General features: G+C 64.9%; 14 protein-coding genes. 4 read left to right on the top strand and 10 right to left on the bottom strand.

What is annotated here, in order from left to right; translation table 11 throughout:
* Window positions 1–49 precede the first annotated feature (49 nt).
* Window positions 50–496 (top strand): hypothetical protein, encoded by a 447-nt coding sequence (locus tag ABZT74_RS08205; protein WP_356433766.1) that lies wholly within the window; start codon window positions 50–52, stop codon window positions 494–496.
* Here ABZT74_RS08205 and ABZT74_RS08200 read toward each other — a convergent pair.
* The 6 genes from ABZT74_RS08200 to ABZT74_RS08175 form a co-directional block, all read right to left on the bottom strand.
* Window positions 493–957: a hypothetical protein gene (locus ABZT74_RS08200; protein ID WP_356433765.1), complete on the bottom strand. Its 465-nt coding sequence runs from the start codon at window positions 955–957 to the stop codon at window positions 493–495. The genes ABZT74_RS08205 and ABZT74_RS08200 overlap by 4 nt on opposite strands.
* 204 nt (window positions 958–1,161) lie before the next feature.
* Window positions 1,162–3,273: an ATP-binding protein gene (locus tag ABZT74_RS08195; protein WP_356433764.1), complete on the bottom strand. Its 2,112-nt coding sequence runs from the start codon at window positions 3,271–3,273 to the stop codon at window positions 1,162–1,164.
* A gap of 16 nt (window positions 3,274–3,289) precedes the next feature.
* Window positions 3,290–3,850: a hypothetical protein gene (locus ABZT74_RS08190; protein WP_356433763.1), complete on the bottom strand. Its 561-nt coding sequence runs from the start codon at window positions 3,848–3,850 to the stop codon at window positions 3,290–3,292.
* Window positions 3,847–4,224, bottom strand: a complete 378-nt coding sequence (locus ABZT74_RS08185) for an RRQRL motif-containing zinc-binding protein (RefSeq protein WP_356433762.1) — start codon at window positions 4,222–4,224, stop codon at window positions 3,847–3,849. Before ABZT74_RS08185 ends, ABZT74_RS08190 begins: the two co-directional genes overlap by 4 nt.
* Complete coding sequence (locus tag ABZT74_RS08180; RefSeq protein ID WP_356433761.1) at window positions 4,224–5,108, bottom strand: DUF2637 domain-containing protein; 885 nt, start codon at window positions 5,106–5,108, stop codon at window positions 4,224–4,226. The genes ABZT74_RS08185 and ABZT74_RS08180 overlap by 1 nt, the downstream gene beginning before the upstream one ends.
* Window positions 5,105–5,371, bottom strand: a complete 267-nt coding sequence (locus ABZT74_RS08175; RefSeq protein WP_356433760.1) for a DUF6284 family protein — start codon at window positions 5,369–5,371, stop codon at window positions 5,105–5,107. Before ABZT74_RS08175 ends, ABZT74_RS08180 begins: the two co-directional genes overlap by 4 nt.
* Before the next feature lie 458 nt (window positions 5,372–5,829).
* On the opposite strand from ABZT74_RS08175, the gene ABZT74_RS08170 reads away from it, so the two are divergent.
* Together ABZT74_RS08170 and ABZT74_RS08165 are read left to right on the top strand one after the other, a co-directional pair.
* The gene (locus tag ABZT74_RS08170) at window positions 5,830–6,624 is read left to right on the top strand and encodes a GntR family transcriptional regulator (protein WP_356433759.1); all 795 of its coding nucleotides are present in this window, start codon (window positions 5,830–5,832) and stop codon (window positions 6,622–6,624) included.
* Entirely contained in the window at window positions 6,621–7,286 is a 666-nt protein-coding gene (locus tag ABZT74_RS08165) for a YdcF family protein (protein ID WP_356433758.1), read from the top strand. Before ABZT74_RS08170 ends, ABZT74_RS08165 begins: the two co-directional genes overlap by 4 nt.
* Before the next feature lie 36 nt (window positions 7,287–7,322).
* Here the strand turns inward: ABZT74_RS08165 and ABZT74_RS08160 are convergent, their stop codons facing one another.
* Both ABZT74_RS08160 and ABZT74_RS08155 read right to left on the bottom strand, forming a co-directional pair.
* Window positions 7,323–7,898, bottom strand: a complete 576-nt coding sequence (locus ABZT74_RS08160) for a DUF4231 domain-containing protein (protein ID WP_356433757.1) — start codon at window positions 7,896–7,898, stop codon at window positions 7,323–7,325.
* A 44-nt stretch (window positions 7,899–7,942) separates the two neighbouring features.
* Entirely contained in the window at window positions 7,943–11,032 is a 3,090-nt protein-coding gene (locus tag ABZT74_RS08155; RefSeq protein WP_356433756.1) for an ATP-binding protein, read from the bottom strand.
* Window positions 11,033–11,636: 604 nt separating this feature from the next.
* Between ABZT74_RS08155 and ABZT74_RS08150 the strand changes: the two genes are divergently transcribed.
* The gene (locus tag ABZT74_RS08150; protein ID WP_356433755.1) at window positions 11,637–11,744 is read left to right on the top strand and encodes a glutamine synthetase; all 108 of its coding nucleotides are present in this window, start codon (window positions 11,637–11,639) and stop codon (window positions 11,742–11,744) included.
* 97 nt (window positions 11,745–11,841) lie between these two features.
* Here the strand turns inward: ABZT74_RS08150 and ABZT74_RS08145 are convergent, their stop codons facing one another.
* Together ABZT74_RS08145 and ABZT74_RS08140 are read right to left on the bottom strand one after the other, a co-directional pair.
* The gene (locus ABZT74_RS08145) at window positions 11,842–12,861 is read right to left on the bottom strand and encodes a TolB-like translocation protein (RefSeq protein WP_356433754.1); all 1,020 of its coding nucleotides are present in this window, start codon (window positions 12,859–12,861) and stop codon (window positions 11,842–11,844) included.
* Entirely contained in the window at window positions 12,858–14,318 is a 1,461-nt protein-coding gene (locus tag ABZT74_RS08140) for an MFS transporter (RefSeq protein ID WP_356433753.1), read from the bottom strand. Before ABZT74_RS08140 ends, ABZT74_RS08145 begins: the two co-directional genes overlap by 4 nt.

Below are 14,318 nucleotides of genomic sequence, written 5' to 3'. Positions count from 1 at the left end.
CGCTGTTGGGCGGGAGCTGTTTTCGGGGGTGGCTGTGGAGTGGGTGGCGTTGACCAGCACCGTGGTGGGCGGTGGGATCGCCATGGCCTCGGCTGGCACGTTGGAGCTGTGGCGTTGGAGGCGGGACCGAGGGGTGCAGCACGTGGAGACGCGGAGGGTCCTCTACGGCTCGTATCTCGCGGCTCTGGCCAAGTCACGGCACACATGCAGCCTCATGGCACGGGAAACAGCACTGCCGGACGACGAGCGCAGAAGGGCCGTGTGGGACGCGTTCGAACCGTGCGCCAGCCTTCGCTACGAACTGGCGATCTCCGCACCGCCCTTTGTCGTTGAGCCCGCGGAAGCCACGTTTCGCAGGCTCCGGGACATCCGCGACACCGTCGCGCAGGGCCTGCCCCCGGACAGCGGGGAATACGCCCGAGGTCGCACGGAGTACGACAAGGTCCACTTGGCCCTTCGCAAGGCGATGAGGCGGGACCTCGGTGCGGACGCCTAGCCGTGGAAGTGGTTGCGCTTGATCACGGCTTTGCGGATGTTGACCGTGGTCCCCTGCTTGGGGCCGGACGCAGAGAAGATCTGCACCGCGATCCATCCGCCGAAGATCACGGCGGCGAGGGTGATCAGTTGGGTGATGAGCGCGGTGAGTGCCGCGATGAACGTCGTCAGCAGGATCAGCCCGCCGCACACAGCGGCGAACCCGATCCCCCCGACTGCGACGTTCACGGCCGCCCGCGAGACAGCCGGCTTGGCCGCGAGGGGTTCGGGCTGGACGGGGTTGATCGCGTAACCGGTGACGATCCGTCCGTCGGGAAGGACGATGCTCGCCACGGCCGGAACGCTGCCCGGCTGCATGGCCACGAGCGGCGCCGGCGCCATCGTGGCGGGTGCGAGGGGTATGGGCTGGTGGACTTCTACGGCGGTCCTGGGGTGGCTGGTGGTGGGGTGTTCGGGGTACATGCGGAATCCCTTCCGGCGCTTGGTCAGGGAGGCGGGGGCACACCCTTGGGGGTGGGCTGTGGTGGGGGTTTTCGGGGGCTGACCTGGGGTGCCTCCCTGACTCCCTGAGCGATCATTTGTGCAGCTCAGGTGCAGGGAGGCGGGTCAGGGAGGCTGTCAGGGAGTTCTCCCTGCCTCCCTGACCCGTGCGGGGTCGGCTCCCTGTCATCCGTCGGCGGAAGCGGAAGCGGAACCGTCCGTGTCGCGGTTGGCGAGTGCTTGGGCGACGCGGTCGCGGCTGACGACCATAACCCCGTCGGACTTGTGGGGCTCCGCGCCGGCGTCGTCGAGCACGCGCTTGAGGTCGAGGAACGACCAGCCGCTGTATGCCTTCTCGTTCAGGGTGGCGAGCCGCTTGAGGACGTCCTTGGTGCGGACCCTTGGGGCGTCTCCGAGGGCGCCGAGGATGTCGGCGAGCGGGTCGCGCTCCTCGCCCTGCTCGATGACGGTGAGGGTGGCGATCCCGTCCCGCAGGGCCTTGGCGCGGTCGGCGATGACGTGGGCTTCCTCGGTGCTGATGTAGTGCGTGCGGACTGTGATGGACGACTGCCCGGCAGGGACCTTGATGCCGTCGGAGGCGATGACCAGGGTTCCTTTGTCGAGCCCGGGGCGCAGTAGGTGCGGGGCGGCGCCGCCGTTGACGGCCTTGTCCCCGAGTGCCATGCGGGACTGCGACTCGGTGCCCAGCGCGAGGGATGCGCGGGTGTGGGCACCCTCGCGAACCAGCTTGGGAAGGTTCTGGTCGGTCGGGTCCTGCGTGCCCTGCCACAGCAGCACGTTGACCGCGCGGCCCTGGTTGTGAAGCTTCCGGGCGGCCATGAAGTACCGGGAGGTGGCCTTCGATCCGCCGTAGAAGCGGCCCTCTTCGTCCTTGAGCGGGCACATGAACGCGACCTGCGCCTCATCCACGTTCACGATCAGCGCGGGGAACTGCGTTCCGGGCGGAGCCATCAGACGCCGGTTCATCTCCTCGACCGCGTCTTCCAGCATCTTCGTGACCTGGATGACGTGGTCGTCGGTCGGGCCCTGGATGAAGCGGGTCGCGAGCCCTTCGAACATGGCCCAGTCACCGACGCCCTTGAGGTCACCGACCCAGAACTCCACCGACCGATCCAGCGCGGCCCACAGGGCCAGCGCGCGGAGAGCTGCGGTCTTGCCCTGGTTGGACAGGCCCGTGATCAGAAGGTGCCGCTGGTAGACCGAGAGCGCCGCCGCGTCGCCGCGCAGGTCCTGGCCCCAGGGCGCGCGGCCCTTGGCGTAGTCGGCGGTCATCGTCTCGTCGGTGACGAGCAGGGACGGGCCGATCGGCTCGTCGAGTGCACCGGAGTCGGCGACCCACAGGCGGACCGTGCGGGCGGCCTGCGGGATGGTGATGAACACCTCGTGCTCGTGCCGGGTGAGGTTCTCCGCGAGCTTGCGGCGCCGGTTCTGCACCTCGATCGTTGAGACCCCGGACGGGAGGGTGACGTCGACTTCCACGCCGCATCCCGCGATCCGGATCGGACCGAGCATCCCGGCGCCGGCATCCCCCATGTCCTTGATGGCGGTCCGCAGGGCAGGCACGCCGAGGTCGCGCAGGGCCTTGACCACAATGGACGGGGTGATCGGCTCACCCTCACTGTTGCGGACATTGTCCGGCAGGGCCCAAGCAGGGGCGGCTTGCTGGTGCTTGCCCACGGCCCACAGGGCGAGCAGGGCCAGGAACGGACCGAGGGTTACGGCCGGGCCCCACACCACCTGAGCGATGGTGATGAGCAGGTTGATGAAGTCCACCGTCGCCATCAGCGGCGTGAACACGTTCCCGGCATCTTTCGTCGCGACCGCCATGACCACACCGAGCGCGATCAGTGATCCGACGCTCATCCCGGCGCCGACCGCGACGCCTTTGGCCGCGTCGATCGGGGAGGTGATCAGGTCCATGCGGCGTTGGTGGCGTTCGCGGCGGAAGTGCTGCCCGCGCTCTTCCCACTCAGCGGCCAACTCGTGGTTCCCCGCGGCTTCTGCCGCGCGGATCATCCGCTCGTACCGGGAAGCGGTCCGACCGTCCCATGTCCGCTTGGCCGCGATCCTCGCGCCGCCGGCGACGAACAGTGTGTGCCGGGCCATGGCGCGGGCTGTTGTCTTGGTGACGTCGTGCGTCACAGCCGTACGCACCGCGCGCCCGGAGCGGATCCAGAGCGGCACGGGCTTGGCCGGCGCAGGTTCGGGGACCACGGTCAGGGTGGTCACGGGCGCCGGATCGGTGTTCTTGTGCAGGTGAACGACGTTGTCACTCATGCTGAGATCTCCTGAGTCAGGCGGCGCGGGCGCCGGGAACGATCTGGTCGGCGAGGTACTCGCGGCTGTACGCCTCGCGCTCTTCCTCGTCGTGGCAGCGCTCTTGCTCGCGGGACTGCCGGCGGGACTGGCGCTCGATGTTGAAGCAGTGGCGGCGGTCGCGGATGATCCGCTCGCGGACGCCCTTGCGGCTGAACTGCATGGCGTGGACCAGCTCGTGCACGAGGGTGATGGCGAACTCACCCGGGCTCTGGTTCTGGTCGACGTTGATCAGGACCAGCACCGACCCGTCCGCGAGCGGTACCGCCCTGCCAGCGCAGTCGCGGCCCTCCCGGGCGGCGTGCCGCTCCTCGCGGTCCTTGACCCGCTTGTCGACCCCGCCACCTGCCAACTCGACTTCCGCGAGGATGGCCAACTCGGCCATGCCGCGCGGGTTCGTGAGGGTGATCTGAACGTCCGGCATGCTGCCCGGCACGGACCGGTTGACCACCTTCACCGCAGGTGTGGCGAGTTGTTTCGCGGTGCGGAGGGTGGCGCGGTAGCCGAACAGCTTGTGCGTGCTGACCTCGATCTTCACTGCGGGCACTCCTCGGGGTAGGCGCAGGTCACGCAGGTTCCGAGCGATGAAGGGATGACGTATCCGGCGTCCGTGCGGCACTGCGGGCAGGTGCGGCGGGCGAGCATCGCTTTCGCGAGTGCGGCTCGCCGGCCGGCGGTCATGGGCCGGACGGGCTTGGCGCGGTCGACGCGGTACAGGTAGGCGACCAGCGGGCCGCGCCGGTAGCGCGGGCGCAGGATCTGCGCCGCTATCGGCTGACCCCCCGGACGCAGCCCTCGGGCCCGTAACTGCCGACGGGTCGCGAACCCGTCCGGGGCGAGCCGCCACGGGTAGGTGGGCAGTCCGTAGCGGGCGCCGTTCGGGTCGAAGCACCTACCGAACGAGCCGCCCATCAGACGCTCTTGGCGGCGCGCTCAGCGGTCAGGGTGTCCCGCAGCATCCGGGCGTTCGCCGGGGACGTGTGGACGGTCTTGCGGATGCCTTCGGCTGTGATCCGGTCGTCCGACCAATCGGCCGTCGCGGTCCGTGCCTCGTCGAGCAGTTGCGCGGCGGTGCGGCGAGGCTTCGGGGATCGAGCAACCTCCGGAACCCGACCGGTTGCCCGGCGGGGTCGGGTCGACTCCGCGGCGACCGGGCGGCGCTCGATCGCGACGACCGGAGCCGGGGTGGGGAGTGGCTTGGCGAGCGGGGTCGACTTCAGGAAGTCGACCGTCACCGGATCGGGTATCCGCACCGGCAGCACCGACGCGGGCGCGGGGGTCGATACGACGAGGTCAGCCGTAGACCGATTCCTCAGCGTCTCGGTGGATTCCTCCGCATTCGCGCCCGGTCCGAGGATCGGGTCGGGGCGGTGGTGGAGAACCTTGGCGACCAGGTCGGAACCGAAGTAGATCGACCCGACCGGAAGCGACGTCGCGAGCAGGACCAAAGCCCAGTTGGCTGGGTCCCAATTGGCGAGCCGCGTCCAGTCGAGTTGCGCGTCATGGAGTTTGGGGACCAGGCCGTGCACGTAGTTGAGGACCAGGGAAGCGAGCGTGTAGGTGCCCAGCACCCGCAGCGCGAATGTCCGATCCTTGCCCGCGAGTACGAGGGTGGCGACCAGGGCGAGGGCCATCAGGCCGTCGACCACGAACGGGTAGAGCGTCGCGGCCGTGTTGTCCGCGCCGACCGCGTTCGCGATGTCCCGCAGTGCGTTCCACGAGACGCGGAACGCCATGGCGACCACGGCGACCAGGGCCAGCACGAGAGCGGCCCTGCCTTTGCGGTGAAGGTTCATGCCGCACCGCCCGCCGTGCTCGCGCCGGCGCGGTTGGCCTGGTCGCGTTCGGCGGCCAGCACCCGTCGGGCGGCCCGGCGGATACGCCGGATGTCCAGCTCGGTGGGCGTGCGGTCAAGGGTGGTGATCTGCGCGTCGAGCAGGTCGACGTCCGCCAGGATCGCGGGCATCTCCAGGTCGATCGCGTCCAGCTCCCCGTTCGTCGGCTCCATGAAGTCGGCGAATGCGGTAACAGCGTCCTGAACAGTGACGATGGGACTCATTGGGTCGTGTTCCTCTCACACAGGAACGGCCCGAACAGCGGCCCCGGTGTTCCAGCACCGGGGCCGCGCGCCGTTGAAGTCGGTAGATCCGGCTCCCCTCAGCGCTGCTCGTACGAGACGAGCAGCGGAGGCAACCGGCCGCAGGTGCCCTGCGGAAAGGTCGATAGGCGCTGTACTCGCACCCGGGACAGAGCCCGTGTACGCCGCCCTCTTGATCGTGGAGGTGGGGCGGTTTCCCTCAGGCGCACTGTTTAGTTCTCAAGGAACGACCGGCAGGGGGCTGGCTCCCGCAGGAGGGCTATCCCGAACCGACCGGGCTTCGAAGCAGCCCTAAGAAGACCGCTCCGGATCGCTGTCCCAGGACTGCGACCGACTGAGAAAGAGAATGCACCGCAGTCCCAGGACTGTCAACAGTCCTGGGACTGTGCTTCACTGGACGCGTCGAGAGGAGTTCTGTAGTGGCACCGAAGTGGCGGGAACTGGCGGACAAGCTCGCCGAGCAGATCAGGAGCGGCGAGTACGCTCCGGGCGTCCAGTTGCCCCAGATCAGGGACCTTGTGGCGGCCGGCGAGGGCTCAAAGGACACTGTCCACAAGGCATACAAGGCGCTCGAAGTGCAGGGACTAGTGACCTCTTCGCGAGGCCACGGCACGGTGGTGCGACAGCAGACGCCTCTCAAGCGGCTCGGTATCGCTCGGTACGACAAGGCCAAATGGCGCGACGGTGACGAGGTGGCGTTCATCGCCGACCGCGTGGCATCCGGCCGTGCCTACCGCCGGAACGAGCAGACGCAGAGCGTCAGCCGGGTGCCGGCCCCGCCACTCGTGGCGGAGGCGCATGGTCTGCCTGAGGGTGCAGACGTCTACGCGCGGGCCCGGCTCGTAAAAGAAGGCTCGCAGCCGACGCACACCCTCACCAGCTACTACAGGCCCGAACACGTCGAGGGCACACGGATTGTGGACCCAACTCCGGGGCCCGCCGGCCGTGGCGGCGGTTTCCGAGTCCTCTATGACGCTGGGTACGAGATCGACCACATGAAAGAGGACCTGTTCGCCCGGGTCCCTACCGACGAGGAATCCCAGCTCTTGCAGCTCTCGCCGGGGGAGTGGGTCGTCGAGTTGCACCGCACCACATTCACCGCCGACGGGACTGTGGTGGAGTTCGCGATCGGGGTACACGCAGCCACACGGTTCTCGTGGTCCTACGACTTCAAGGTGCCCGACTCGGCGAAGACTGAGGGTGAGCGCAAGTGATCTCGACGCAGGCATGGGCCGATGCACAACTGCTCTGGGACTTCCAGGAAATGGGGCACGAGCTGCGCCCATGCTCTGTCGCGATAGGACTTGGCAGTCACGACCTCGGCGTCGCGGAAACAACCGCCGATCTCTACCGCCGGGGCATGATGCCGCTGACCGTCTTCACCGGGGCGACCAGCCGCACCACACGCGACCGCATGCCGCGAGGCGAGGCTGAGCACTACCGCGAGCGGGCGATGGAACTGGGGATGCCAGCCGATGCCATCCTCGTGGAGCCGCGGGCTCGGAACACAGCAGAGAACATCCGATTCGCGCGCGCACTGCTGGAAGAGCACCAGATCACGGTGTCGTCCGTCCTGCTGGTGAGCAAGCCGTATGAGGAACGACGGGCCTACGCAACCGCACGCAAACTATGGCCCGAAGTCGAGTGGGTCAGCGCGTCCACACCCATGACTCTGGCTGACTACGTCGACTCGATCGGAGACGCACGCCTGGTCATCGATATGCTGGTTGGCGCGCAGCAACGGCTCATGCTCTACCCGCAACAGGGCTTCATGATTGAGCAGTTCGTGCCTGGAGAGGTGGCCGCAGCGTACGAGCGCCTTCGCGAAGCCGGGTTCACAAGTCGGCTTGTGGAGGGCACCGCAGAGGCGAATTGATCAAACCGTCATTGTTCGTCAAAAAGCTCCCCTCTGTCAGCCAGCTCGACCGGCAGCGGCAGCACCCTGCACTTGGGTGACTGAGCCCTCCAGAATATTCAAATCACCATGGAACTCTGTGATCCAATTTGCGGTCTCTTGCTCCACCACCTGTGCCACAGATTCCACGAATTCCTCCAGCAAATCGAACTGGCGAGCCAGCAGTGGACCGGCAAGTTCATCCCGCGGAGAGTGGACATACTTCATCCACTGTACTTGAAAAACCATAAGCATGCGACGCAATGCTGTGGCCGTAGCAAGGTACCGAGTCCAAGACGATGAGAAACCGAATACCTTGTCAACGGCAATAAGACCCGCGCCTAGGCCGATGAATCCGTAACCCCAGATGGCATTACTGGATATCTTGAGGCCTACGGCTACGACGGGCGCTACTGTGCCCAGAGTAATGAACGTTACAGCTAGGAAACGTAGCGTGCGAGACCATCGAGCTTTACTTGTCTTTTCTCTTAAGTACCAATCGATCGTTTCAGTTACCTGATGTTCAACCCAGCCGAATACGGCCTCTGCTACCTCTGTGGAGTTAGCGTCAACGGAAAGGCGAGGCGCGGTCACCGGACCCAAGTTTTCCGAGGTCCCACCAGGGTTTCCATCCACGGTTAGGCTACCTCGTTATTTCTCGTCCAGTAGCTGGTGTCTAGTAGTCTCTTCCCCTCTGAGGCTCCACTAAGAATCTGCGAGAATGCATCCAAATCGATTGTATTCAGGCTTCTGAGTTTAGAAAGCCTTACCATGAAATCGTTCGCCATGTTGCCAGTAACGAAATATCCGGATTGGCCGGCAGCGTAGCATGTGGCGATCAACCAAAGAAGAAGAGCCAGTCGTTCGTCGCCAGGTGCCAATAGACCCTCAGCGTCACGGTAGGAATCGACTGTTTCTTTCCAAGGGTGATCTGGGAGCAGGAAAACCTGGCCGCCCATTCGCACTCCGATGATATCTTCGGAAAAACCGCTCAACTCAACTTTTGAGAGCGGAGCCAGGAACTGAGAAATCGAGCCTCGGACGTCCTTTTCTGCGGCCTCTACCTGCAATTCGCGTGGAATTTTGACCTTCGACCATCGAGGCTCGGAACTCTTTTCAAGCATCACGTCAAAGTAGCGCGCCTCAAGGTTGGCCACTAGCCTTGCCGGCTGCCACACGTCACTAACGTACGTGTGAAGTGGGTTACTAGCCGAGAGGGTGGTGCACAAGAGCGCTTCGTTCTGTTGAATTTGATTAATGGGCTCGCCCAAAGCCTTCATGAGCGACGTCCGCGATACGGTTGAAGAAAGATCTCGAAGAAGATGCTCGGCGTGATAGGAGATATTTCCTTCGCGGCAATGTAGGGCAGAGAAGGCTTCGAGATCGCTGGCACTGTACTGCCGTCTGATCCCGGTAATATCTTCGGCAAGGAACAGGGGCACACTCCGAAGCGCAACATCGAATTGTTCGCTAAGTTGGCTCCTGCGACGTTGCCTCTGCGCAAGGATCCGGGCCATGTACGTACCTTCCTGCACCGCAAAGGTAAGTGACTGTCCCCGGCTTGCCTGGAGTTCTTCGACTTCATTTTCGATGTGTTTAGCGTAAGCGCTGTAGATGTCTCGCATTAGAATCTCGCGGGCGGGAGTTGCGTCAAGAGACTTGCGAGCTACATCCGTTCGGGGAGATTTCAGGCCGCACGAATTGACCAGTGCCCAAATACCGCTGTTCTCCGAGAAGCCTGGCGACGTGCCCTCGACTTTAATGCCTTCGACACAGATACCAAAGCCTCCCTGAGGAATATCTACTACCCGCTCCCAGGGTTCGTGATCTCGAAGGTAAATGAAGCTCCAGGTCTTGAAGTAGTCGTCTCGTTGAAGAGCGTACGCAATGGAAAATTCCTCTTCTTCCAAGCATTTAATTCGCACTTTGCCTTCCGTGAAGTCTTTCTCCGTATATGTTCCTTCGTTTAACATTGAAACGCGAAGCGCTTCGGTCAAAGTGGAGAAGCCAACTCGTACAGATTCAGCTCCATCGATCTCCATCGAGACGTGGCAACGAGGCATCACAACCCAGTCGTGCGCAGCCTCAAAAATGCTGTCCGTCTCGACGCTGTGTCGTACCTTGAGCCGAACGATAGTCCCGTTGTTTGAAACACCTTCAGGAATTTCCGAGCCAGCCTTGTTTAGCAGTTGCACAAGGTACTGACCGTGAGCCGTTCGCAGTGAGAGTTGCCTTCCTTCCTCTTCATCGGTATGTGCTGTAATTACTTCAACAGTATCGGCGATCATGAATGTTGACATTACGCCAATGCCGAAGCGACTGATTGGACTGAAATCAGGATTCTTTTTCTTGAATTCCTCCTCTTGATATAGGCTAGATCCGGCTTTTAGCAGGTTGTCTCTGATGACCCTTTGCGTCATCCCAGTCCCGTTGTCTCCAACCTCCAGGATCCTTTTTTCCGAGTCCCATTTAATCCACACCCTTCCCAGCTCTTCTGACTTTTCCTGATAGCGCAAGCGCACTGCGTCGATAGAGTTTTGCAAGAGTTCTCGCAGGACGACGCGGGAGTCGTTGTAGAGGGTGTGGCCGGTGAGCAAATCCAGGACTTTCCTCTGATCGAGAGAGAACCGGAACTGCTGAGGAAGGAAGCCCTTGGCTTTGACGTTTCTCGAATCAATTGAACGCCAAGGAAATTCGTGTGGAGCGGCGTGCATCTCACGGGACGTGAGAATCCATCGGTTGCTCTGTTGTAGCTGCTGCTCCGCATAGTCCAGGTAGGAGGTCAACCCGAAGTAGGCCTGACCGCTTGTGAAGTTCGCATAGACCTCTACGGTGTCCGGTTCGCCGTGCGGATCGGCGGAACCGTCTGGCTTTTTTGCCATCTGGTTACGCACGGTCCGAACGGGTTCCTGCTTGGCCCACTCGAATTGACTAATGGGATCCGATGGGGTGATTAGGCGATAGGTGAATGACGGAGTGCGATCCTTTGTCATGTGCAAAAGATCGGCGGTCCTTAGAAGTACAGCCGAGTACTGAACATTGGCACACTCGTCCCTGTCTAGCCCGTACGGATTCGAAACAGGGTACCTTTCGGTGTCATAAAGGTTGTCCAGATGGTGACTCTCGCACACGAAGGCCAAATCCTCCCGGAATGGCTGACCCAAGGGTGCGAGAATCTCTGAAACGATTTCTTGCGCGGCCGAGGAAACGCCCAACTTTGCTGGAGCGTCCCCGAGAATCCAGTTCTTGATTCTCGTAGCGTGATTATGGCGAACGTACTCTTGATACTGCATCCGTTCAATGTCGACTCCAAGGTCCCTTAGTTCTTCGAGTCGAAATTCATAATTTTTGCCATCGTCGTCATTAGTGAGAAGGGTGTTTCGCTTGAAGTCTTCGAATCCGCTGTTGGATCGGTTTCGGTACTCTTCCTTAGTTACCAACATGCCGAGATCGTGGAAGTAAACTCCCAAAACCGTGAGGAGCCAATCCCCCACGGTCATAATTTCCTTCGTTCGCTCAGGGATAATCCAATCAAGAGATTTGAGCATGCCGTCTACATGCTTCATGTCGTGCTTGGTGTATTCGTCGAAAATTCCATCAGTGCCGATGAGTTCAACTAGCTGAGCCACTTGGCGGCGCACGTGAATAATGTTGATTCCGCCGAACGCTTCAAGCTGTACCGCAGCTTGTGCCTTGACCTCAGCTGCGGTCTGGAGTCCCTCGGTCAAGACGTCTCCCGGTTTGTCGCCCTTGCATCGCGTGAGAACCCAACACTCTACTGTCGATTTGAGGCCCTGTCAGGGGTTGACGCTAGAACGCCAAATCGTGGCAAGGGGCGCGACCTCCAGGCTCCAGAAATGCAAGATTCTGACACATAAGACCCAAATCTGGAGTGAAGTAGCGGCATCCCGTGAATTGTTGAAGTGTCAACGAGTCGAGGGTTTGGTGCACCTTCATCCGGACGCGGGCAGTCATCGCAGGGCTGACCCGCATACCTGTGACTTCAGGTGGGCTTTGTAGGACGTGGGGGAGGTTGAAGGCGGACTGAGTCGGCTTACCCTCGCCGTCTGGACGTCCCTCTCGAACCAGATAGGCCTATCGGGGCGGCAGCGGGTATCTCGGGGGCCCGCCGGTTGGTGCTTCCCTTGGAAATGTCCGAGGCGTGCGACACGTGAGCGGCGGCCCGATGACGCACTTGCTTCCCTCAACGTTGGAAGCAGCCTTTGTCGGGGCCGTCGCTGGGCCGTCAACGGGCAACCCGCAACGACAACCGACGGCCTCGGACGACCTGACTTGCGCAGGTCAGGGGCGGACCAGATTGGATCGCCCCACGTGGCTGGCGGCCCTCGTCAATTCCTCCGCAACAAGAAGTCGGAGTGGGAGGAGTACCGCAGCGAGGTGACCGCGTTCGAGCTGCGGAAGAACCTGCCGGTGCTGTAGGGGCACGGCGGTGCGGGTCTGTCTCAAGGGTCCGCGCGGAAGCGACACGCAGGGCCGGCGGTCATTGATCGTCGGCCCTGCGCTGTGTCCGGCGGGGCTAGCCGATGTATGCCGGAGATACCGCCGCCGTGCTGATGCGGTGTGGGGTTCCCGTGCCGTTCGACGGGATTGTGTACAGGTCGGCGCCGTAGTCGCCGGGGAGGGCGTAGACCAGGGTGTGGTTGTCGTGCCAGACCGCCTGGTCGTCGACGCTGCGGGGCTCCGCGAGGGCGGTTTCGCGGCCGGTGCGCAGGTTCAGGACGTACAGGTGCCACGGGGCGTCCGCCGGGAGGCCCTTGACGCGCTTCTTGTAGGCGACGCGGGTGCCGTCGGGGGACAGGGACGGGCATTCCACGTTGGTGTGCAGGGTGGTGACGGTGCGGGCCCGCAGGTCGCCGCGGACCAGGTAGGTCGAGCCGTGCGTGGCCATCGTGGCGTAGAACGTGCGGTCGTCGTCCGCGAAGGTCACGCCCCAGAAGTTCACGTCCGCCGCGTGATAGGCCCTCCCGTCCTTGACCACCCGGTACGCCTCCAGCGACGGCGTCAGCCGGCCCGTGCGCGTGTCGACGATCGCCGCCCGTGTCGAGAAGTTCGTGCCCGCGTACGAGTCGCCGCCGACGAACGCCGTCCAGGCCGCGAACCGCCCGCTGGGCGAGACCCGGGCCCGGGACGGGATCCCCGGCACGTCGTAGCGGGCCCGCTCGTGCAGCGTGGCGTCCAGGATCACCGCCCGGTATGTGTCCCGCACCGCGCCGTGCGCCGCCTGGAGACACACGCCGGTGCCCGAAGCGGCGTAGAAGCGCAGGCACTTGACGTCCGACGCGACGCGCGGGCCCGACGGGTCCGACGCCGGGACGGCCGTCAGCTCGTCGCGGTGCGGACCCCACGCCATGTTGCGGAACACCAGCCGCCTCGAATCGGTCAGGGACACCGGCCCGGCGGTGATCCGCGGGCCGCCCGGCCGGGCCTGGTTCCGGCGGTCCGCGCGCGCCGAGGCGTGCAGCACGGAGGCCACCGCGACGCCCGCGAGGACGACCAGGGCGCAGGCGAGGACCAGGATGCGGTTGCGGAGTGTCATACGAGGCCTTCTGAGGGGGTGGTGGCGCGGATCGGGCGGAGGCTCAGGGCGAACGCCGCGCACAGGGCGAGCAGGACGGCCGACGCCGTGAGCGCCGTACGGTCGCCCCACGCCGTCCAGGCCGCGCCGAAGCCGAGCGAGCAGACGAACCGGGCCAGCGCCTGGCCCGTCTGGACGAGCGCGAGCCCGGACGAGCGCAGCTCGCTCGGCACGCTGTCCGAGGCGGCGGCCATCAGGACGCCGTCGGTCGCCGCGTAGAAGCCGCCGTGCAGCAGCAGCACGGCGCAGGCGGACGCGGTGCCCTGCCAGGAACTGAGCAGCAGCGCGTACGCGAGGAGCAGGGCGCCGTGCCCGCCGAGGAACACCCGCCACCGGCCGGCCCGGTCCGCGAGCCGGCCGAGCGGGACGGCGAGCAGGAGGAAGGCGGCGGCGGTGCCGAGCGGCAGCAGCGCGAACCAGCGGTCCGGCACCCCGAGACGCCGCTGGAGGAGCAGGAACACGAAGGAGTCGCTGACCGTGGCGAGCCCGAGCAGCAGCGCGCACACCGCGATGCGCCGCAGCTCCGGGCGGTGCAGCAGGGCCAGGGCGGCGCGCAGGGTGGGGCGCGGCGCGGCGGCCGGTTCGGCCGCCTGGCCGCCCGTGCCGGCCGCGGTTACGGGACCGGCCCCGCTCTCCGTCCCGGTTTCCGGACCGGCCCCGGTCCTCGTCCCGGTTACGAGCCCGGCCCCGCTCCCCGTCCCGGTTTCGAGGCCGGCACCGGTGCCGGGCGGCCCGCCGGTGTCACCCTTCGTGCCGGCGCCGCCCGGTACGAAGAGCACCAGGACGAGCACGCCGACCACGGCCACGCAGAAGCTCACCGTGAACACGGCGTCGTAGCCGTCGACGGTGGCGCGCAGGATCAGGAAGGCGGCGAGCGGGCCGAGCAGGGCGCCCGCGGTGTCCATCGCGCGGTGCACGCCGAAGGCGCGGCCACGGTTCTCCGGGGTGCTCGACAGGGAGATCAGGGCGTCGCGCGGGGCGGTGCGCAGCCCTTTGCCGGTGCGGTCGGCGGCGAGGACCAGCCCGATGGGGGTGAGCGTCTGTGCCACCAGGAGCAGCGGTTTGCAGGCCGCGGAGAGCGCGTAGCCGGCGCCCGCCACCCACTTGTGGCGGCCGCCTCCCCGGTCGGCGAGATGGCCGCCGACGAGGCGGACCAGGGCCGAGAAGCCGTTGTAGATCCCGTCGAGGAGCCCGAAGCCCAACGGGGACAGGCCGAGCCCCGCCACCAGGTAGAGGGGCAGCACCGCCGTCACCATCTCGGAGGAGACGTCGGTGATCAGACTGACCGCGCCGAGGGCCAGCACGGTGGGCGCGACCGCGGCACGGCGCCGCCCGGCGAGGGGCCGGGCGGCGCTGTCCGCGGACGGGGCCGCCGCCGGGGTCTCGGGCGTACCGGCGCGGCTGTCCGCTACGTACAT

The organism is Streptomyces sp. NPDC005302 (assembly GCF_040607345.1).
GTDB lineage: Bacteria > Actinomycetota > Actinomycetes > Streptomycetales > Streptomycetaceae > Streptomyces.
The sequence above is the reverse complement of the archived record's forward strand: the minus strand, read 5'-3'. Positions and strand labels throughout refer to the sequence as shown.